The following is a 19,297-nucleotide window of genomic DNA, read 5'->3' as shown; positions in this document are numbered from 1 at the left end:
CGTCCCGTCGAATGCGCACCCTCTGTTCGGGAAAGTGCGGGAACTGCCGGGGATCAAGCGGGAATAGCCGAGAATAGCCGGGAATAGCAATGTCCCACAACAATTTAGGCGAGCTATGCGCCGGCACGCTTCGCGCCCGTGGCTCGCGGGGGCTCAACCGTCACGGCGTCGGCCGCGGTCAATCGGGCAGCTGCCAGAGCTTGTTCGCCAGCAGTAGTTCGAGTTTCTCGATGATGGGCCCGAGATCCTCATGCGTGCCCACATACCCCGCATAGAAGCCCATTCCCCACATCACCGCGAGGAGCAGCTCGACGATGGCGGGGACGTCGCCGTCGGCTCGGAGCTCACCGTGCTCGACGGCGTCGTTGACGGCCCACGTCAGGTACCGCCGCGAGGTCTCCAACGGGTCGTGGGTGTCTGTGGACAGATCGGGGTGCCGTTGGGATTCGAGCACCGAGGTGACCAGAAACGCTGCGGCGGACCGATTCTCGGAGCCGATATCCATCGCGGCGGCGAAGAACGCCGACAGCCGGCCCAACAGCGTGGTCTCGCCCTGAGCCCGTGCCACACCGGCACGGACCACCGACTTCCTTGTCTGCTCAAGCACTTCGCGGTACAGAAGGCGCTTGTTGTCGAAGTAGTGGTTGATGGCCGGCCGCGTCAAATCCGCCCGCACCGCGATGGCCTGGAACGTCGCCGCGTCGTATCCGAGTTCACTGAAGACCTCGCGCGCAGCGTTCAGTATCCGTTCCCGGGTTTCGGCGGACTTTGCTGCCGGGGGGCGCCCCGGTCGCCTCGTCGCGGTGTTCGGCATCCGCGTCATTGTGCCACAGGTCACCGGGGGACCACAGGCGCCGATCGCTGCGTCGCGCTGCCAGATCACATCGGGCCAGCTCCAGCAAATCCCACCGCGATTATTCGCGCAGCTAGATTCGGAGGCGGACGTACGCGGCGTAACCGACGAACTATCGTTCCTGCCATGGCTGGGGGAGTTTCGAGGGAGTCGTATTTCGAAACCGGCCTCGATGTCCTCTCTGACCTGGGTTATGGGGGACTCAAGCTCGCCGAGGTTTGCGAGCGGCTCGGTGTGACGACGGGGTCGTTCTATCACTACTTCAGCAGCTGGCCGGCTTACACACGTGAACTGGTGACCCATTGGGTGCAGGCACGGACGGTGCAGGTAATCGAGACGGTGCGCGCCGAGCCGAACCCGCGCACGCGTATCGCCACCCTCATCGGCGAGGCGCTGGCCCTTCCGCACAGCGCGGAAGCGGCCATCCGGGTGTGGGGAGCGCTCGACTCCGAGGTGTACGCGGTCCAGGCGGAAGTCGACCGGCAGCGCTTCGACGTCATCTACGACTCGGCATTCGAGATGCTCAACGACACCCGCCGGGCGCGCTTGTTCGCCGCATGGGCCGTGTACCTGCTCGTCGGATACGAGCAGGCGACCATCCCGCGCGACGTTGAGACGGCAGAGTGGATCGGCCATCAACTGCTTGCGACGCTGGATTCCGGCGGGAGCGCCCCCACCCCCTCCCATGCCACCGACACGTGACCGCACTCCTGCCCGCGCGGGTCTACGATCCGGGTCATGCTGAATCCGGCCGGGCTGTGGCACCGCGCCGGGAACCGGATTCGGAGACGCGACCCCGAGCATGACGCGCTGCGGCGCGCCCTTCGCGCCGCAATCATGCTGCCCGTCGCGGCGGCGATCGGGTTTGCGGTCGGCGGCGGGTCCCAAACACCCCTGTTCACGATCTTCGGTTCCGTCGCGCTCCTGATCATGGTCGATTTCCCGGGCAACCGTCCCGCCCGGGCGCTGGCCTACGCGGGACTGGCCTTCAACGGTGCTGTGCTCATCACTGTCGGGACGCTGGTCGCCCCGCACCCGTGGCTGAGCGTGGCGGCGATGTTCGCCCTCGGGGTGGTGGTGACGTTCTCCGGCGTGTTCAGCGAAACGATCGCGGCAGGCCAACGCTCCACCCTGATGACGTTCGTGCTGCCCGTGTGCACCCCGGTCGGCCCCATCCCGGAGCGGCTGCTGGGCTGGCTGATCGCCCTGGCCGTCTGCGTGCCCGCGGCGCTGTTCGTGCTGCCGCCGCGCCACCATGACGACCTACGCCGGCACGCGGCGCGGGCCTGCCAGGCCCTGGCGGATCGGGTGGAGGGGACCGCGTCGGCCGAGGATGTCGCCGCGGCCATGCTCGCGCTGCGGTCCAACTTCCTCGGCGCGGACTACCGGCCGGTCGCGCTGACCGCGGGCAGCCGCGCGCTGGTTCGGGTCGTGGACGATCTCGACTGGGTGTCTGACCGCATCACCGACGACACCGGCCGAGTGCTCGGCGCGATGTGCGAACCGGTGGCGCGGGTGCTGCGGGGTTCGGCGGCGGTGCTGCTGGTTCCCGATGTGGCCGAGCGCGCCGCCCAGGGCGAAGAACTTCGCGATGCGCTCGAGGAGCTCAAGGCCGCCGCCCAGGGCCGCTACCGCGAGGATCTCGCCGAAATCCTCGCCGAGCCCTCCGACGCCGAGGCCGTCACGGTGGGGCGCACCCTGCTCACCCGCAGGACCATCGGCGCGGCGGTCTCGCTGACCGGACGGGTGGTGGCCGCCGCAGCCGCAGCCGACGCCCGGCCGGTGTGGGCCCGGGTGCTGGGCCGGGGGTTGCCCGAGACCGGCAACGCTGACTGGGTGATGCCCGAGACCGTCGCCCTGCGCCGCATCACGAGCGGCTTCCTGACCATGCGCGCGGTGGTGTTGCGCCACAGCCTGCGCACCGGCCTCGGACTGGCCTGCGCCGTCGCCGTCACCCATGTCTTCCCCGTCCAGCATGGGTTCTGGGTGGTGCTCGGTGCTCTGTCGGTGTTGCGCAGCAGCGCCCTGACGACGGGGACGCGCGTGGTGCGCGCCGTCGCGGGCACCACCGCGGGCTTCGTGCTCGGCGCGCTGGTCATCGAGCTGGTCGGGGTGCAGCCGGTGGTCATGTGGACGCTGCTACCGATCGTGGCGTTCGGTTCGGCGTTCGTCCCCGAGGTCGCCTCGTTCATCGCCGGTCAGGCGGCGTTCACGATGATGGTGCTGATCATCTTCAACCTCATCGTGCCGACGGGTTGGCAGGTGGGATTGATCCGGGTCGAGGATGTCCTGGTCGGGGCGCTTGTCGGGGTGATCGTGTCGACTCTGCTGTGGCCCCGCGGTGCGACCACGTCGGTACGCACGGCGACCCAGGACGCCTCGGTGATCGGCGCGGCCCTGCTCAAGGCCGCGGTGCAGCGGGTGACCCGCGGCGCGTCCGAAGCCGCCAACGACCGCGTGATCACCCTCAGCCGCGAAGCCCTCGAATCGTCAAGGACGGTCGACGCCGCGGTTCGCCAGTACCTGTCGGAGAACGGCGGCGCGACGGTGCTGCGCGCACCGTTGATCCGGGCGGCAAACCGGGCGATCCGGCTGCGGGCGGCGGCGGAGCTGATCGCGGACGTCGTCCCGCCGCCGCTGGGCGTCTACCAACGCGCCCGTGAAGTGCTCGAAGCGCATACCGACGCCGTCTGCGCCCACCTGCTCGACAGCACGTCGGGTCTGCCCGGCGCGCCGGTCAGCGACGACTTGGTGCTGGCCCTGCGCGCCGAGGTCACCGACAGCGAGCTGCTCATCTCCGCGGCGCTGCCGTTGGTCACCGTGGCCGCCCACATCGGCGAACTCGAACTGCTGTATCCGAAGATCGACGAGACGGTCCGCGGCTGACAGCGACTACACCCGGTGCGGCATGAGGGCATCCGGCGGGATGGTCCCGAACTTGCCCGCCTGGTAGTCCTCGACCGCCTGGATCAGCTCGGACTTGGAGTTCATCACGAACGGCCCGTACTGGAACACCGGCTCGCGGATGGGCCGGCCGCCGAGGATGAGCACCTCCAGCGCGGGCCGGTGGGAGTCCTGGGTCGATTCGGCGGCCACCGTGATCCGGTCGCCGGGGCCCAGCACCGCCAGCTGCCCCTGGTGGATGGGATGGCCGACGGGTCCGATGGCACCACGTCCGGACAGCACGTACACCAGCGCGTTGAAATCACGGTTCCAGGGGATGTTCAGCCGGGCGCCGGGTTCGACCGTCGCATGGGCCAGAGTGATCGGCGTATGTGTTTGTCCTGGTCCGTGCCCGGGTCCGGCTGTGCTGTCCATGTCACCCGCGATGATCCGGACCAGCGCGCCACCGTCCTCGGAGGACAGCAGCCGCACCTGGTCGCCTTCGATCGCCTGGTAGCGCGGGGCGGCGAACTTGTCCTTGCGGGGCAGGTTGACCCACAGCTGGATGCCGTGAAACACACCGCCGCTTTCGACCAGCTCAGCGGGCGGTGTCTCGATGTGCAGGATGCCCGAGCCGGCGGTCATCCATTGGGTGGCGCCGTCGGTGATCAGGCCGCCGCCGCCGTGTGAATCCTGGTGGGCGAATCGCCCGTCGATCATGTAGGTGACGGTCTCGAATCCGCGGTGCGGGTGCCAGTCGGTGCCCTTGGGTTGGCCGGGCTCGTACTCGACCTCGCCCATCTGGTCCATGTGCACGAACGGGTCGAGGTCGGCGGCGCTGACTCCGGCGAAGGCCCGGACGACCGGGAATCCTTCGCCTTCGTAGCCGCGTGGGCCCGTGGTGATCGCCCGAACCGGCCGTTCGGTATCCGCCGGGGCGGGTGCGATCACCCGGGGCAATGTCAACGTGTCAGCAGTGATAGCAGGCATGCCATGCTTAACCGGACCGCGGTCCGATTAATTCCGTCTCACCCCTTCGGCATGGGCTTTTGCGTCCATGCGCCGTCAGGATAGGGCGGCCAGCGCAGCGGCGCGCGCCTCGGCGGCCGACGCGGTGACCAGCACGGCCTCCGCTGCGTCGCGGCACTGCTGCAACGTCGCACTCGCCAGCTTGGCGCCGACGCCCGTCACCGCTGTGGCGGCCGACGACAACGACGTCACCCCGAGGCCGACGAGCACGCACGCCAGCACCGGGTCGGCCGCGGCTTCGCCGCACACACCGACGGGCTTGCCGACCGCGGCCCCCGCCCGCGCCGTCATCGCGACGAGCGCCAACACAGCCGGTTGCCACGGATCGGTCAGGGTGGCCAGATCGGCCGACATGCGGTCGGCGGCCATCGTGTACTGCGCGAGGTCGTTGGTGCCGATCGACAGGAAGTCGACGTGTTCGAGAACCCGATCGGCCAACAGGGCCGCGGCGGGCACCTCGATCATCACGCCCGGGGTCAGCCCGTAGGCCCGGGTCCGCTCGGCGAAGTTCTTGGCCTCGTCGGCGGTGGCGATCATCGGGGCCATCACCCACGGCTTGTTTCCGGTCTGCTCGGCCGCCGCGGCGATCGCCTCCAGCTGCCGGTCCAGCAGCCCGGGGTTGCCGTGCTGTGCGATCCGGATGCCGCGCACGCCGAGCGCGGGATTGGCCTCGTCGGGGTGCCCGGCGAACTTCAGCGGTTTGTCCGAACCGGCGTCGAGGGTCCTGATCACCACCTTCTTGCCGGCGAACGCGTCGAGTACCTCCGCATAGATGGCGGCCTGCTCCTCGACGGTGGGCTCGGTGTCGGTGTTGAGGAAGCACATCTCCGTACGGAACAGCCCGATACCCTCGGCCGGGGTCTGGCTCGCCGTCCTTGCCGCGGCGCCGTCTTGGACGTTGGCCAGCACCCCGACCTCGTGACCGTCGGCGGTGCGTCCCGGCCCGGACCAGCCGGCGGCGAGGTCGGCCTCGCGCCGCGCCGCCGCGACACTCTCCGCGGCGGCGGCCTCGTCGGGCGACACGGTGACCGTGCCCTGCGTCCCGTCGACGAGGACCAGGGCGCCGGCCGGCACCTCGTCGAGACCCTCGACGGCCACCACACAGGGGATCCCAAGCTGGCGCGCGATGATCGCGGTGTGGCTGGTCGGGCCGCCGAGCGTGGTCGCCAGCGCCAACACCCGGGTCGGATCCAAGCCGGCGGTGTCGGCGGGCGCGAGGTCCTCGGCGCACAGGATGGACGGGACGTCGGGCAGCGGAACGCCCGGCTCGGGCAGGCCGCTAAGCTCAGCGATCACCCTGTCACGGATGTCCTGCAAGTCGGTGACCCGCTCGGCCATCAGACCGCCGAGCTGTGTGAACATCGCGACGAACTGTGCGGCCGCCTGGTTGACCGCGGCCACCGGGCCGGTCCCGCCCTTGATGCGCTTCTCGGCTGCGCCGATCCATGCCCGGTCCTGGGCCAGCGTCGCGGTCGCGGCGAGTACCTCGGCGGCGGCCCCGGTGGCGTGCGTGGCCCGGTCCCGCAATCGCGTGGCCACGGCCGTCACCGCCACCCCGAACCGTGCCACCTCGGCAGGGCGGTCGGCCTCTGCGACGTCGGCCACTGCGGATTCGTCGACTACCGGCATTCGGCCGGGCCGGATCACCGGCGCGTACTGAACGCCGCCGACGACGGGCACGCCGCGCAAAATTGTGCCCGGCTCGTAGCCGGAATCGACAGACAGATGTGAGACAGGCGCAGAGGATGCAGTCATGTGAATCAGGTTACAAGAAAAGATTGACAAGTCAACACGAACGGGAGTAAAACCAATCATATCCACAGATAATCACAGTGATTCCCACATATACGGAGGGACATGTACGCGGAAGAGCGCCAGCAGGCGATCGCCACGGAGGTGATGACGAAAGGGCGCGCATCCGTCGCGGAGCTCGCGCAGGCCTACGAGGTCACCACGGAGACGGTCCGCCGCGACCTGGCCGTCCTGGACAAAGCCGGATTGGTGCGGCGGGTGCATGGGGGCGCCGTCCCGGCACGGGCACTGCACCTGGTCGAACCCGGCGTCGGCGAGCGTGAGACCACCCGGGCGGACTACAAGGACGCGATCGCCGTGGCCGCCGCCGATTTCTTCCCGCTCAGTGGCGCCAGCGTGCTCCTGGACGCGGGTACCACCACATCGCGGATCGCGGCCCATCTGCCCACCGACCGCGAACTGCTGGTGGTGACGAACTCGGTGCCGATCGCGGCTCGGCTGGCGGGCATGCCGACGGTGAACCTGCAACTGCTGGGCGGACGGGTCCGCGGCCTCACCCAGGCGTCGGTCGGCGAGCAGGTGCTGCGGGTACTCGACAGCATGCGTGTGGACATCGCCTTCATCGGCACCAACGCCATCAGCCTGCGCCACGGCCTGTCCACGCCGGACACCGACGAGGCCGCCGTGAAACGCGCGATGATCAAAGCCGCGAATTTCGTCGTGGTAACGGCAGATTCGTCAAAGATCGGCCGCGAGGACTTCGTCAGCTTCGCACCCATCTCCAGGGTCGACGCGCTGATCACCGATGCGGAGATCACCGAAAACGACCGCAAACAGTTCACCGCTCAAGGCATCGAGGTAGTTGTCGCATGATTGTCACCGTCACCCCGAACCCGAGTATCGACCGCACGGTCACCCTTTCCAGCCCGCTCGCCCGTGGTGCGGTGCAACGCGTCAGCTCGGTGACCAGCGAGCCGGGCGGCAAGGGCGTCAACGTTGCGCGCGCACTGACCCTCGCCGGGCTCGACGCCGTCGCCGTCCTGCCGGCGCCCGGCACCGACCCGCTGGTCAGCGCCCTGCACGAGGCCGGCGTCCCGTTCCGCTGCGTGCCCGTCACCGAACCGGTGCGGACGAACCTGGCGATCACCGAACCCGACGGCACCACAACCAAACTCAACGAACGGGGTGCCACCGTGGACGCCGCCACCCTCGACGCCTTCACCCGGTCGGTGGTGGGCAGCGCCGCGGACGCCCAGTGGGTGATCCTGTCCGGCTCGCTGCCGCCGGGCATCCCCGACGGCTGGTACGCCGAGATCGTTGCCCTACTCGCATCGCACGACTGCCTGGTTGCCGTCGACACCTCCGAGGGCCCGCTGTCCGCCCTCGCGGCGTCGTTCGAGAAGGGGGCGCCCGACCTGATCAAACCGAACGCCGAAGAGCTGGCCGGCCTGGTCGGCGAATCCGGCGAAGCGCTGGAAACCGCTGCGGCCAACGGAGATCCCGAACCGGTCGTATCCGCCGCCCGCCAACTGGTGGACCGCGGGGTTGGGGCGGTGCTGGCCACGCTGGGCGCCGCAGGCGCAGTCCTGGTCGACCGCACCGGCAGCTGGATGGCCACCCCGCCACCGATCGTCCCGCGCAGCACGGTGGGTGCGGGTGACAGCTCGCTGTCGGGCTACATCCGCGCTCACGTCAGCGGCGCCGAACCGGCCGACCGGCTGCGCATGGCCGTCGCGTATGGCAGCGCCGCCGCGGCACTGCCGGGCTCGGCCCTACCCACCCCCGATCAGATCGATCTCGATGCCGTTCGGGTGACATCGACGTCACCCAGCCCGGCAAGCTCCTGACAAGCTGCTGACAAGCTCCCGACAAGCGACCACGAAAGAGTCAGATGACCAGTTCCACTGCACCACTACCGATCATCAACACAGACCTGGTGATGCTCGACGTCGACGCCGGCGCCGACAAGGAGGCCGTGATCAGCCGCCTGGCAAGCCGCCTCGCCGACGCCGGACGCTCCAGCGATGCTGACGGGTTGATCTCCGCTGCGATGGCACGCGAAGCCCAGTCCGCGACCGGGCTTCCCGGCGGCATCGCGATCCCGCATTGCCGTTCGCCCTACGTCGATTCGGCCACCATCGGATTCGCCCGTCTGAACCCCGCCGTCGATTTCGGCGCGCCCGACGGCCCCGCCGACCTGGCGTTCCTGATCGCCGCTCCGGACGGCGCGGGCTCCGAGCACATGAAGCTGCTGTCCAGCCTGGCGCGCGCCCTGGTGCGCAAGGACTTCGTGGAGTCCCTGCGCAACGCGTCCTCGCCTGCGGAGGTCGTCGGTCTCGTCGACGGTGTGCTCAACCCCCAGCCCGCCACGCCCGCCTCGGCGGCCGCCGCACCAGCCGCCGCTGCCTCCGCACTGGCGCCGTCGCCGGCCGCCGCGCCCGCGAAAACCAAGTCGCTGGTGGCGATCACGGCCTGCCCGACGGGTATCGCGCACACCTACATGGCAGCCGACTCGTTGGTCAATGCCGCCAAAGAGGCCGGGGTCACGCTCACCGTCGAGACACAGGGCTCGTCGGGCAGCACTCCCCTGCCACCCGAGACGATCGCCAACGCCGACGCGGTCATCTTCGCCACCGACGTCGGGGTCAAGGACCGGGGCCGGTTCGCCGGCAAACCCGTCATCGCCTCGGGCGTGAAACGCGCGATCAACGAACCGGCCAAGATGGTCGCCGAGGCGCTGGCCGCCGCCGACAACCCCAACGCCGCACGGGTCGAGGGGGGCGGGGCCGACGCCGCGGCAAGTTCGGCGCCGTCGGGCAACGTCGGCTGGGGTACCCGCACCCGTCAGATCCTGCTCACCGGTGTGAGTTACATGATCCCGTTCGTCGCGGCGGGCGGTCTGTTGATCGCGCTGGGCTTCCTGTTCGCCGGCTATGACATCGCCAATACCCCTGAAGGCGAGTCGGATTCGCTGGCGCACCTTATCGTGCTCAACAACACCCTGACGAATCTGCCGTCCGGTGGCTTCGCCCAGTATCTCGGCGCCTGCTTCTTCACCCTCGGCGCACTGGCGTTCAGCTTCCTGGTCCCCGCGCTGGCCGGTTACATCTCCTTCGCCATCGCCGACCGGCCCGGCCTCGCACCGGGATTCACCGCGGGCGCGGTCGCGGTGTTCATCGGCGGCGGGTTCATCGGCGGCATTGTCGGCGGTGTCATCGCCGGCTTCGCGGCGCTGTGGATCAGTCAGATCAAGGTGCCGCAATGGTTCCGGGGTCTGATGCCGGTGGTTATCATCCCGCTGTTCGCCTCCATGATCGTCGGTCTGCTGATGTTCTTCCTCGTCGGTAAGCCTCTTGCCGCACTCAACACCGGGTTGACCAACTGGCTCAACGGCATGTCCGGGACGTCGGCGGTCGTGCTCGGCATCATCCTCGGCCTGATGATGTGCTTCGACCTGGGCGGCCCGGTCAACAAGGCGGCATACGCGTTCGCCACCGCCGGACTCGCGGCCGGGACAACGGCATCCTTCGCGATCATGGCCGCCGTCATGGCAGCGGGCATGGTGCCGCCGCTGGCGATGGCGCTGGCCACCACCATCCGGCCCAAGCTGTTCAGCGAGCCGGAGAAGGAGAACGGCCGCGCGGCGTGGCTGCTGGGTGCCTCGTTCATCTCCGAGGGCGCCATCCCGTTCGCGGCGGCCGATCCGCTGCGGGTTATCCCCTCGATGATGCTGGGCGGCGCCCTCACCGGCGCGCTCACCATGGCGCTCGGCGTGACCCTGCGGGCTCCGCACGGCGGCATCTTCGTCCTCTTCGCGATGGAGAACAAGCTCGGCTTTTTGATCGCGCTGGCGGCCGGGACCGTGGTGAGCGCCATCGCTGTGGTCCTCGCCAAGCAATTCACCGAGACGAAGGCGGAGAAGGAGGCCGACGCGGCCTTCGCCGCCGCCTAATCCGCCCAAACCCGACATCTCGAACCAACAGACCGGTTAGATCTCAGTCTGGACATTAGATTGCAAAGGAGAATCCCCATGCCCTCGAAGACCGTCATCGTCGGCTCCGCCATCGGTCTGCACGCCCGTCCCGCGGCCATCATCGCCGAGGCCGTCGTCAACTCCGGCGTCCCGGTTACCCTGTCGGTGGACGGCGGCGAAGCCGTCGACGCCGGTTCCGCGCTGATGATCATGACCCTGGGCGCCGGCAACGGCGCGCAGGTGACCGTCGCCTCCGACGACGAGGCGGCGCTGAACACCATCGCGGGTCTGGTGGAGCAAGACCTCGACGCTTAGCTCGGCCTCACCCGCGCTAAGCCCGCAGAAAAACTGAAACCGACCTCTCCCGCGGCCACTTACGATTGCCATCGAGCCATCGGCCGCATGACCTGACGTGAGGGGATGGGCCGCCCAATGGGCGGCCCATGGTTTGCTAAGCACCCCCCGTCGCCATGTACGCTGTGGTGGCTTCAACGGGGGTGAGCAACTATGCAACGTGTCGCGGCAGTACTTGCTGCGCTGGTCCTCGCGGTGTTGGGCGCACCGCCGGCGGCCGCGATCGAGCCGCCCACGATCGACGCCGCTGCGCTGCCGCCCGACGCAACAGGCCCTGATCAGCCCACTGAGCAGCGGCGCGTCTGCTCGGCACCGACCGCGTTCGCGAACTCGAACTTCGCCGACCGTCCGTGGCCGAACGACTACCTGCGGCTCGCCGAAGCGCAAAGGTTCGCAACCGGTGCCGGAGTGACCGTAGCGGTCATCGACACCGGCGTGAACGGTTCGCCACGGGTGCCCGCCGAGCCCGGCGGCGACTTCGTCGATCAGGCCGGTAACGGCATGTCCGACTGCGACTCCCACGGCACCTTGACCGCCTCGATCATCGCCGGGCGCCCGGTACCCACCGACGGGTTCGTCGGCGTTGCTCCGGCGGCGCGGATCCTGTCGCTGAGGCAGACCTCGGAGGCCTTCCAGCCGGTCGGCACACGCACCGATCCCAACGATCCCAACACCACCCAGACGGCGGGCTCCCTGCGCAGCCTGGCCCGGGCCGTCGTCCACGCCGCGAATATGGGCGCCCAGGTGATCAACATCAGCGAGGCCGCCTGCTACCGGGCGACCCGGCCGATCGACGAAGGCGGCCTGGGTGCGGCGATCAACTACGCGGTCAACGTCAAGGGCGCGGTCGTGGTGGCCGCGGCGGGCAACACCGGGCAGGACTGCACGCAGAATCCGCCGCCCGACCCCGCCGTGCCTGCCGACCCGCGCGGCTGGAAGCAGGTCCAGACCATCGTCAGCCCGGCGTGGTACTCCCCGCTGGTGCTGACCGTCGCGGGCGTCGGCCAGAACGGGCAGCCCAGCAACTTCTCGATGTCCGGACCGTGGGTCGCCGCGGCCGCACCCGCCGAGAACATCATCGCGCTGGGCTATGACGGCGCCCCGGTCAACGCGCTGCAGGGCCAGGACGGTCCCATCCCGATCAACGGCACCTCGTTCGCGGCGGCATACGTGTCGGGCCTGGCCGCGCTGCTCAAGGAGCAGTTCCCCGACCTGACCCCGGCGCAGATCATCAACCGGATCACCGCCACCGCCCGGCATCCCGGCGGAGGGGTGGACAACTACGTCGGCGCCGGCGTGATCGACCCCGTAGCGGCGCTGACCTGGGATGTCCCCGCCGGCCCCGAGAACATTCCGTTCCGGGTCAAGGAGGTGCCGCCCCCGGTGCACATTCCGCCGCCCGACCGCGGACCCATCACATGGGTGGTGGCCACCGGCGCCGGGCTCGCCTTCGTCCTCGGCATCGGTGCGCTGACTCGACGTGCGCTGAGGCGCCGATGAGCACGCTCCTCGGCCTGTTCGGTTTGCGCTTCACCACCGGCCACGCGTTGTGGGCGGCGGCGCTGATCCCCGCCTGCGTCGCGTTGTTCCTGCAGCTCGACCTGTTGTGGCTCGGGATCACCCTCGGCGTGCTCATCGCGCTGGGGTCGGTAGTGACGATCCGCGGGCGGCGCGTCACCGGCTGGGTCGCCGCGCTGTTCGCGTGGCGCCGTAGGCACCGCACCACCCCCGAGCTGCCGTCCGAACCGGCGGTGGGGGCGACGGTGATGCCCGCCGATCGCGTGGCCGTGCGCTGGCAGGGTGACCATCTGGTCTCGGTCATCGAGTTGGTGCCGCGGCCGTTCACGCCGACGGTCCTGGTCAACGGCCGGGCGTTCACCGATGACGTATTGGACACCCGGCTGGTGGAGCGCCTCGTCGAGGCCCACTGCCCGGATCTGGAGGTCGACGTGGTCTCCGCGGGCTACCGGGTGGGGAAGACGGCGCCCGCGAGCCTGGTCGCCCTCTACGACCAGGTCGTCGGGCCGTACCCGGCACCCGCCAACCGGCGGACCTGGATCGTGCTGCGCGCCGACCCAGAACTGACGCAGCGCTCGTCCCAGCGGCGCGATGTCGGGGTCTCCGGACTGGCGAGCTATCTGGTCGCCGCGACGACGCGCCTCGCGGATCAGCTGGCCGGCAACGGGATCGACGCGCGGTGTTCCCGCAGCTTCGATGATTACGACCGCGCGACGGAGATCAGCTTCGAACGCGAGACGTGGTCATCGATCAAGGGCCGCAGCACCTTCACCGCCGCCTACAGCGCACCGGGCGGGCCGGACGCGTGGTGGTCAGCGCGCGCGGACCACACCATCAGCCGGACCCGGATCCGGCCGGGTGCGGCGCCGTCGACCACGGTGCTGCTGACGACGCTGGCCAATCCGACCACACCGCGCGGGTTTTCGTGCCTGTTCGGCGGCCAGCGAGCCGCGTTGCAGGGCCTCACCCCGGTGGCCGACAAGCATCACGAGCTGCCGATCGGTTCGGCGGGGGTGCTGGTCGGGGAGACCGCCGACCGCTATCCGGTGTACATGCCGTTCGACAACGTCGACGTCAGCATCAATCTCGGTGACGCGCGGTTGTTCACCCAGTTCGTGGTGCGCTCCGCGGCCGCGGGCGCGGTGGTGACGCTGGGCCCGCAGTTCGGCGAGTTCGCCGGACTGCTCAACGGCCGCGTCGCGCATGGCGCCAAGGTGTCCTGGCCGAACGCGACAACGTACCTCAGTCCGCACCCCGGCATCGGCCGGGTCGTGCTGCGCCACAACTTCATCGACACGCCCCGACACCGGCGGCTCCCGATCCGGTTGATCAATCCGCGTGAGGAGAGCCGCTACCAGATGGCGTTGGAACAATGACCGCGCGGGTTTGGGAGGAAGGGTAGATGGAGGAACTGCGTGTCGTCGCGGAGAATCTGCGGGGCAAGGCCGCAGCGATCCGCGGTCTGACGTTTCCGGACTTTCTCGGCGACCGGATCCAGGCCCCGTCGGGCCTGCCATTCAGTGACGTTGCCGCGGAGAACATCTCGCAGAACCAACGCGGCCTCGTGCAGTACATGACGGTGGCCACGAATGAAAAGCTGCGTCTGGCAGAGACTCTCGAGTCGGTCGCCAATGCGTACGACCAGGTCGACCAGCAGTGGCAGCAACAGCTGGATGCCGACGGCCGGGCGGCACCCGAGCCGGTCGTGCCCCGGCCGCCGTCCACACCTGCGCTGCCGCCGCCGTTTCCGATTTCGAAGCCGGCGCCGGTGCACGATGACGGCGGCTTCCGCACACCTCCGGACACCGAGGCGGCGCTGGGCGCGGGTGACCAGGGCGCGTCGCTGACGGCGGCAGTCGAATCATGGCTGGCGAAATCCGGCGAGCTCACCCTGGGCGCCGAGGAATTCCAGGCGATCCCGCCGGGATGGGACGGTTCAGCGGCCGAATCCGCCGATGTGCGTTTCGGAGCGTTCAAGGCGTGGCTGGACGACCTCGCGCTGACCTGGCAAGACCTGGCCGCCGAGGCAGCGAAGGTCGCACTGGCTCACACGACCGCCCGCGCGCAGCACACCCCGGTGGCCGAGGAGTATGTGCAGCTCGAGCGGGTGCGCCTCAACGCGATGCTGAACGGCAATTCGGGGGTGGCCGTCCTGGCCGCCAGTCAGATGCAGACGCTGCAGAACGAGTCCGAGGACATCCGCGATGTCTACTCGCGCAATTCGTCCACGGATCCGGCCGTGCCCGGCGACGTGCCCCCGGCGACGGGTTCGTCGATACCGGTGTCGGCGACCGACGGGCCGATCGGGCGGGCGCGCGAGACGAAGGCCGACTACCTGAACCCAACGGGTGGCGGTGGGCCGCAGGGATCCGGGGGTGGCGGTGGCGCCCCGCCGTCGCCCGCCGGTGGCGGAGGCGGCGCTCCGCCATTGCCGCAGTCGCCGGGACTCCCCCACAGCCCTGCGCCGGGATCCACCGGTGGTCCGGCCTCCTCCGGCGGTACACCATCGGGCGGGACACCGCCCGGTGGCGGGTTGCCTTCTGGGGGTGGTGCACCGGGTGGTGGCATGCCGGGTGGTCTGCCCGGGGGCCTGCCGGGCGGCGGGTCCACAGCAAAGCCGAAGCTCTCTGGTGAACCCAGCGTCAAACCGGCTGCCGCCGGCGGTGGCGGCGTCGTCGGCGGCGCGGGTGGCGGCGGCGGTGGACGTCCTGGTTCACCGATGGGGCCCGCGATCGGTGCGGAAACGGTGGCCAGTGCGCCTGGCGCCGCGCGCGTCAGCGCCCCCGTCGGTGCAGGCCCGGGCACCGCGGGGGCGATGGGCGGAATGGGTGGCATGGCCCCGATGGGCGGCCACGGTGGGCGCAACGGCCAGGGACAGGAGCGTAAGCGAACGCCTGGCCTGTCACCCGACGACGACCTCTATACCGAGGAACGGCCGTGGACGGAAGCGGTGATCGGCAATCGCCGGCGTAAGGAAGTCCAGGACGGCTCGCGGACGGTACGGAGCCCAGGTGAGTGACGACATGCATCCACAGGTCGCAGCCGTTCTCGCGCAGGCGCAGCGCCTGCAATCGATCATGGACGACCAACTGCACAAGATGAGCAGCGAGGTCTTCACCGCCACCGACGAATCCCAAACCGTCGAGGTGACCCTCAACGGGCACCAGCACCTGACCGGGGTCTTCATCGAGGACGGCCTGCTGCGCACTGGTGCGCACACCGTCGAGCAGCGCCTCAACGAAGCCTTGCAGCATGCGACGGCGGCGGCCACCGAATCCATCGAGGCCGACCGCGAGCGGATCGACAACCTGGTGGCCGAGCTGACTGCCGACTGGAACTGATCGAGGTGTTATGAGCACGACGATCTCGGAAGTGGCCGGATCCGATCCCGACCGCCTGGCGGCCGCTGCGGGTCGACTGCAGGCGTCGATGACCCGACTGCAGGCACAGATCTCTGCCCAGCAGCAGGCCCTGGCCCAGTTGGCGGGCGGCTGGCAGGGCGCCGGGGCCAGCGCAGCGCTGGAGCACGCCGGTGAGGACCTGATCCGCCAGGTGGAGCTGATGGTGCGGCTGCAGCGGATGCAGGCAGCGCTGAGCACCGGCGGTTCTCAGCTGTCCGCGCTGCGCACGCAGATCCTCAGCTTGGCGGCGCAGGCAGTGTCGCTGGGCGGGCTGGTCGGCGACGACGGGACGGTGCTCCCGACGGGGTTCGGGCAGCTGATGACGCCCGCCGTCGCTGCGGCCTACACCGCGATCTTGCAGGCACTGCTTCGGACGTTCGACGACGTCGACCAGGCGACCGCCGGCGCTTTGGACGGCGCCGGCGCGACGTCTGGGTCGTCGTCCGATCCCTCGGCGCAGATCCCGCCCGACGGGACGAGTGCGGAAGCAGTTGACCGGTGGTGGGATTCGCTGTCCAAGGAGCAGCGGGATCGGCTCATCGCAGAGCACCCCGACCGCATCGGCAACCTCAACGGCGTTCCGGTTGAAGTTCGCGACGCAGCGAATCAGGCGGTGATGCAGCGCGATCTGGACCGGGTAGAGCAGGGGGCGAGGGAGGCCGGCGTTGCGCCGGAGGCGGTCGTCGCCGATCCGGCGGCATACGGACTCACCCAAACGGACGTCACCCGCTACACCAATGCCCGCAAGGTCAGGGAGGGTCTCGACTACAACGCCGAGTACGACGCGAACGGCAAGGCGAGAAACAAGGTGTTCCTGCACGCGTACCAACCCGAGGCGTTCGGCGGCCAGGGTCGCGCCGCGATCGCGATCGGCAATCCCGATGCGGCGGACAACACGACGGTGATGGTGCCGGGGACGGGGAACAGTGTCCGTGACGGGTACTTCACCCGCCCTGACGGTTTGGACGTCTATAAGGAGACGCAGAAGGCCGATCGAGCGAAGAGCAACGCCGTGGTGATGTGGATGGGGTACGACGCGCCGGACAGCCCGGTCGATCCGCGGATCGCGCAAACCGATCTCGCGCGCCAGGGTGGGACGCTGCTCGCCGCGGACGTCAACGCGTTCGAGGTCACCGGCGACCGCGATTCACACGTGACGGTGATCGGGCACTCCTACGGCTCGACCACGGCCGCCGACGGAGCCGTCTACGGGATGCGCGCCGATGACGTGGTGTTGGTGGGCTCGCCCGGTACGGATCTTGCCAAGAGCGCGGCGGACTTCAACCTGCCCGAGGGCGGTCACGTATATGTCGGTTCCGCATCGACGGATCCGGTGACGCACCTTGGTGGGACGCAGGTGCCGCTCAATCCGCTGCCGCTGCCGACCGGACCATTCGATTCGCCGATACCCAACGCCGGCATTCCGGTCGGGTTGGGCGCCGATCCGGCGGTCGACGGATTCGGCTCGACGCGGTTCAAGGCCGAAGTGCCGGGATTCAATGTCAATCCGTTCCACGATCACTCGCAGTACTTCATGCCAGGAAGCGAATCGCTCTATGCGATCACTGACATCGCCTCCGGAAACGGCGCGCTGCTGGAACAACACGGCATGACGGCCCGTCATCGCGGCGAGTTCATCTTCTCCGATTCGGTGGACCCCGAATTGTTCCGCACACCGACAACCGGCCACTATCACTGACGACATGAGATGTAAGGCAAACGGAATGCGATTGGTTATGGCGTTGGCGGTCCTGGTGGCCGTCGCGGGATGTGGAACGGTGAGTTCCTTGAGCAATGGAGTGTCCAATCCGATGACCCCCGAAGAATCCAAGGCGCAGGTTGTCGACGCGGCACGCCAGATCGTCCAGACCCTGGGTCTGCAGGACGCGTCCGCGACGTTCAAACGCAGAGCGTGCAACGACCAGGCCGAGCCGCCCTTCCGTGGGGAGGTGCGCGTCGACTATGCGCACCCGTCGACGTTCGAGGCGTCGGAAGCCGACGTCGCGACGATGCTGGACAAACTGCAGGCCAGTGGCTGGAGTTCGGACACCGACTTTGCAAGCCACGGGCGAGTCGTACGCAAGGACGGCGTCGACGCGGAGTTCGTGCCGTATCACCCGAACGACACCGTCGGGGGGATCACGCTCTACGGGGAGTGCCGGGATATGACGTCGTCCGACAACACCATGCCGGAGCCGGTCTCGCTGGGCGGGGCACAGTAGGTGGCGAGCTTGGGTGTTCGGTTCGGCGTTGTTCAGTTCGGCGCGCGGGACGGGCGCGCGGCGGGCATAAGCTGGGACGATCTGCCATCCGACGCGTGCGGCGGGTGGGGTGTGCGTGTTTGGAGGGGCTACGCAATGCAGCGGCGCGACGCGGGACGGCGAGAATGACCTTGCCACCCCCGCCCTCCGGACCCGGCCAGCCCTATCCCGAACCGCGGCCCGGCCCGCACCGTCAGCCTGCGTGGGGCCCGCCTGGCGGTGCACCCTGGGGACCGCCAACGGGTGGAGCACCTTGGGGCCCGCCACCGGGTGGAGCACCTTGGGGACCGCCGTCGCAGGGGTCTCCCGCGCCGCCTGCAGGCGGCGATCCCCCGCCGAGTCGCAGCGGGTCGAAATGGCTATTGCTCGGCGTCGCACTGCTTTTGGTCATCGCCATCACCGTGGGTGTGACACTGCTCTTTACCCGCGACGGTGATGAAGACAACCCGCCCATTGCCGGCCCGACGACTTCTGCCGCGGCGAGCGATATCGCCAGCGCGAATGACACGGGGCCGGTGTCAATCATTACGGAAGATCCGACGTGCGATGCGTGGACGCCGATCGCAAGGACGTTAGGCGACGTTCAGCGAGGTGGCTGGGATCGGCGGGATGCCTCGATTCCGGCGAGTGATTGGACCGATCAGCAACGTGCGCAGTTCGGCGCCGTGCGCCAGGCAATGCTCACCGCCGCGGATGAGACAATTCGGATCGCCAAAATGACGCCCCATCGTGTTATGCGCGAGCTATACGAGCAATCCATCGCCTATTGGCGCGCGTATGCCGATGCGCTCGCCACCTACACCAGTGCAGATGACGCGCTGGCTCTAGTTGCCAACACGACCGCTGCTGCGATCGTCGATATCTGCGGAGCTATTCGCTCCGGCTCAGCAGCGGCGCGAGCACCGCTTGTCGATGTACCTGCCGCGCCACATCGGGTGCCCACAGTCGGCAATATCGCCAATCCACAGCGCTTTATCGCCCCACCAGGGAATCCCATCTGTCCCGACTGGGCGGCCGCTACCAAGAAATTTCTCGACGACACGGCCAGCTGGCGCGATATCGATCCGAATTTGCCTGCAAGCCAATGGTCCCCTGAAGAGCGCGCAATAAATGGCGCCGCGGCGCCTGTGATGCTGACTTTTGCAAACGAGATTTGGGATCTATCGATTCAGAGTGGCAACGCCACTGTGGAAGATTTCGGCGCACTAGCTGTTCAGTACCGCCGCGCGTTCGCCCTGTCGATCCCAACTTATACGCCTGCCGATAACTATCT

16 protein-coding genes are annotated in these 19,297 nt (G+C 68.8%); 13 read left to right on the top strand and 3 right to left on the bottom strand.

Annotated elements, in window-relative coordinates:
• Window positions 1-178 precede the first annotated feature (178 nt).
• The gene (locus ADBZ6K_RS18010; RefSeq protein ID WP_526349128.1) at window positions 179-814 is read right to left on the bottom strand and encodes a TetR/AcrR family transcriptional regulator; all 636 of its coding nucleotides are present in this window, start codon (window positions 812-814) and stop codon (window positions 179-181) included.
• Window positions 815-979: 165 nt separating this feature from the next.
• Between ADBZ6K_RS18010 and ADBZ6K_RS18005 the strand changes: the two genes are divergently transcribed.
• Together ADBZ6K_RS18005 and ADBZ6K_RS18000 are read left to right on the top strand one after the other, a co-directional pair.
• Entirely contained in the window at window positions 980-1,555 is a 576-nt protein-coding gene (locus tag ADBZ6K_RS18005) for a TetR/AcrR family transcriptional regulator (protein ID WP_526349126.1), read from the top strand.
• 36 nt (window positions 1,556-1,591) lie between these two features.
• Entirely contained in the window at window positions 1,592-3,739 is a 2,148-nt protein-coding gene (locus ADBZ6K_RS18000; protein ID WP_526349124.1) for an FUSC family protein, read from the top strand.
• 6 nt (window positions 3,740-3,745) lie between these two features.
• Here ADBZ6K_RS18000 and ADBZ6K_RS17995 read toward each other — a convergent pair whose 3' ends face one another.
• Both ADBZ6K_RS17995 and ptsP read right to left on the bottom strand, forming a co-directional pair.
• Window positions 3,746-4,726, bottom strand: a complete 981-nt coding sequence (locus ADBZ6K_RS17995; RefSeq protein ID WP_526349122.1) for a pirin family protein — start codon at window positions 4,724-4,726, stop codon at window positions 3,746-3,748.
• A 75-nt stretch (window positions 4,727-4,801) separates the two neighbouring features.
• A complete protein-coding gene (ptsP, locus tag ADBZ6K_RS17990; protein WP_526349120.1) occupies window positions 4,802-6,580 on the bottom strand; it encodes a phosphoenolpyruvate--protein phosphotransferase in 1,779 nt (592 codons plus the stop codon).
• 42 nt (window positions 6,581-6,622) lie between these two features.
• Between ptsP and ADBZ6K_RS17985 the strand changes: the two genes are divergently transcribed.
• From ADBZ6K_RS17985 to ADBZ6K_RS17935, 11 genes are all read left to right on the top strand, one after another.
• Window positions 6,623-7,390: a DeoR/GlpR family DNA-binding transcription regulator gene (locus ADBZ6K_RS17985; RefSeq protein WP_526349118.1), complete on the top strand. Its 768-nt coding sequence runs from the start codon at window positions 6,623-6,625 to the stop codon at window positions 7,388-7,390.
• A complete protein-coding gene (gene pfkB / locus ADBZ6K_RS17980) occupies window positions 7,387-8,364 on the top strand; it encodes a 1-phosphofructokinase (protein ID WP_526349116.1) in 978 nt (325 codons plus the stop codon). The genes ADBZ6K_RS17985 and pfkB overlap by 4 nt, the downstream gene beginning before the upstream one ends.
• Window positions 8,365-8,408: 44 nt before the next feature.
• Window positions 8,409-10,469: a PTS fructose transporter subunit IIABC gene (locus ADBZ6K_RS17975; protein WP_526349114.1), complete on the top strand. Its 2,061-nt coding sequence runs from the start codon at window positions 8,409-8,411 to the stop codon at window positions 10,467-10,469.
• A gap of 78 nt (window positions 10,470-10,547) precedes the next feature.
• Window positions 10,548-10,805 carry an HPr family phosphocarrier protein gene (locus tag ADBZ6K_RS17970; RefSeq protein ID WP_526349112.1) on the top strand — a complete coding sequence of 86 codons (258 nt, stop codon included), beginning with the start codon at window positions 10,548-10,550 and terminating at the stop codon, window positions 10,803-10,805.
• A 192-nt stretch (window positions 10,806-10,997) separates the two neighbouring features.
• A complete protein-coding gene (gene mycP / locus ADBZ6K_RS17965) occupies window positions 10,998-12,344 on the top strand; it encodes a type VII secretion-associated serine protease mycosin (RefSeq protein ID WP_526349110.1) in 1,347 nt (448 codons plus the stop codon).
• Window positions 12,341-13,738 carry a type VII secretion protein EccE gene (gene eccE, locus ADBZ6K_RS17960; RefSeq protein ID WP_526349108.1) on the top strand — a complete coding sequence of 466 codons (1,398 nt, stop codon included), beginning with the start codon at window positions 12,341-12,343 and terminating at the stop codon, window positions 13,736-13,738. Before mycP ends, eccE begins: the two co-directional genes overlap by 4 nt.
• Window positions 13,739-13,764: 26 nt before the next feature.
• A complete protein-coding gene (locus ADBZ6K_RS17955) occupies window positions 13,765-15,381 on the top strand; it encodes a PPE domain-containing protein (protein ID WP_526349106.1) in 1,617 nt (538 codons plus the stop codon).
• A gap of 4 nt (window positions 15,382-15,385) precedes the next feature.
• Window positions 15,386-15,703, top strand: coding sequence for a YbaB/EbfC family nucleoid-associated protein (locus ADBZ6K_RS17950; protein ID WP_526349270.1), 318 nt, complete (start codon window positions 15,386-15,388; stop codon window positions 15,701-15,703).
• Window positions 15,704-15,713: 10 nt separating this feature from the next.
• Window positions 15,714-17,462, top strand: coding sequence for an alpha/beta hydrolase (locus tag ADBZ6K_RS17945; protein WP_526349104.1), 1,749 nt, complete (start codon window positions 15,714-15,716; stop codon window positions 17,460-17,462).
• 112 nt (window positions 17,463-17,574) lie between these two features.
• On the top strand, window positions 17,575-17,985 hold the full coding sequence (locus ADBZ6K_RS17940; RefSeq protein WP_526349102.1) for a lipoprotein LppJ family protein: 411 nt from the start codon (window positions 17,575-17,577) through the stop codon (window positions 17,983-17,985).
• 401 nt (window positions 17,986-18,386) lie between these two features.
• Window positions 18,387-19,297: ESX-1 system-associated protein (locus ADBZ6K_RS17935; RefSeq protein WP_526349100.1), on the top strand; the 911-nt coding region annotated here is incomplete at its 3' end.

This window comes from Mycobacterium sp. (assembly GCF_044223235.1).
Taxonomy (GTDB): Bacteria; Actinomycetota; Actinomycetes; order Mycobacteriales; family Mycobacteriaceae; genus Mycobacterium.
The sequence above is the reverse complement of the archived record's forward strand: the minus strand, read 5'-3'. Positions and strand labels throughout refer to the sequence as shown.

Excerpts from the sequence above, each read along its gene's own strand:
- ADBZ6K_RS18000 (WP_526349124.1), top strand. The coding sequence starts at position 1,592 with ATGCTGAATCCGGCCGGGCTGTGGCACCGCGCCGGGAACCGGATTCGG.
- eccE (WP_526349108.1), top strand. The coding sequence starts at position 12,341 with ATGAGCACGCTCCTCGGCCTGTTCGGTTTGCGCTTCACCACCGGCCAC.
- ADBZ6K_RS17995 (WP_526349122.1), bottom strand. The coding sequence starts at position 4,726 with ATGCCTGCTATCACTGCTGACACGTTGACATTGCCCCGGGTGATCGCA.
- pfkB (WP_526349116.1), top strand. The coding sequence starts at position 7,387 with ATGATTGTCACCGTCACCCCGAACCCGAGTATCGACCGCACGGTCACC.
- ADBZ6K_RS17945 (WP_526349104.1), top strand. The coding sequence starts at position 15,714 with ATGAGCACGACGATCTCGGAAGTGGCCGGATCCGATCCCGACCGCCTG.
- ADBZ6K_RS17975 (WP_526349114.1), top strand. The coding sequence starts at position 8,409 with ATGACCAGTTCCACTGCACCACTACCGATCATCAACACAGACCTGGTG.
- mycP (WP_526349110.1), top strand. The coding sequence starts at position 10,998 with ATGCAACGTGTCGCGGCAGTACTTGCTGCGCTGGTCCTCGCGGTGTTG.
- ADBZ6K_RS17985 (WP_526349118.1), top strand. The coding sequence starts at position 6,623 with ATGTACGCGGAAGAGCGCCAGCAGGCGATCGCCACGGAGGTGATGACG.
- ADBZ6K_RS18005 (WP_526349126.1), top strand. The coding sequence starts at position 980 with ATGGCTGGGGGAGTTTCGAGGGAGTCGTATTTCGAAACCGGCCTCGAT.
- ADBZ6K_RS17955 (WP_526349106.1), top strand. The coding sequence starts at position 13,765 with ATGGAGGAACTGCGTGTCGTCGCGGAGAATCTGCGGGGCAAGGCCGCA.
- ADBZ6K_RS17950 (WP_526349270.1), top strand. The coding sequence starts at position 15,386 with ATGCATCCACAGGTCGCAGCCGTTCTCGCGCAGGCGCAGCGCCTGCAA.
- ADBZ6K_RS18010 (WP_526349128.1), bottom strand. The coding sequence starts at position 814 with ATGCCGAACACCGCGACGAGGCGACCGGGGCGCCCCCCGGCAGCAAAG.
- ptsP (WP_526349120.1), bottom strand. The coding sequence starts at position 6,580 with ATGATTGGTTTTACTCCCGTTCGTGTTGACTTGTCAATCTTTTCTTGT.
- ADBZ6K_RS17940 (WP_526349102.1), top strand. The coding sequence starts at position 17,575 with ATGACCCCCGAAGAATCCAAGGCGCAGGTTGTCGACGCGGCACGCCAG.
- ADBZ6K_RS17970 (WP_526349112.1), top strand. The coding sequence starts at position 10,548 with ATGCCCTCGAAGACCGTCATCGTCGGCTCCGCCATCGGTCTGCACGCC.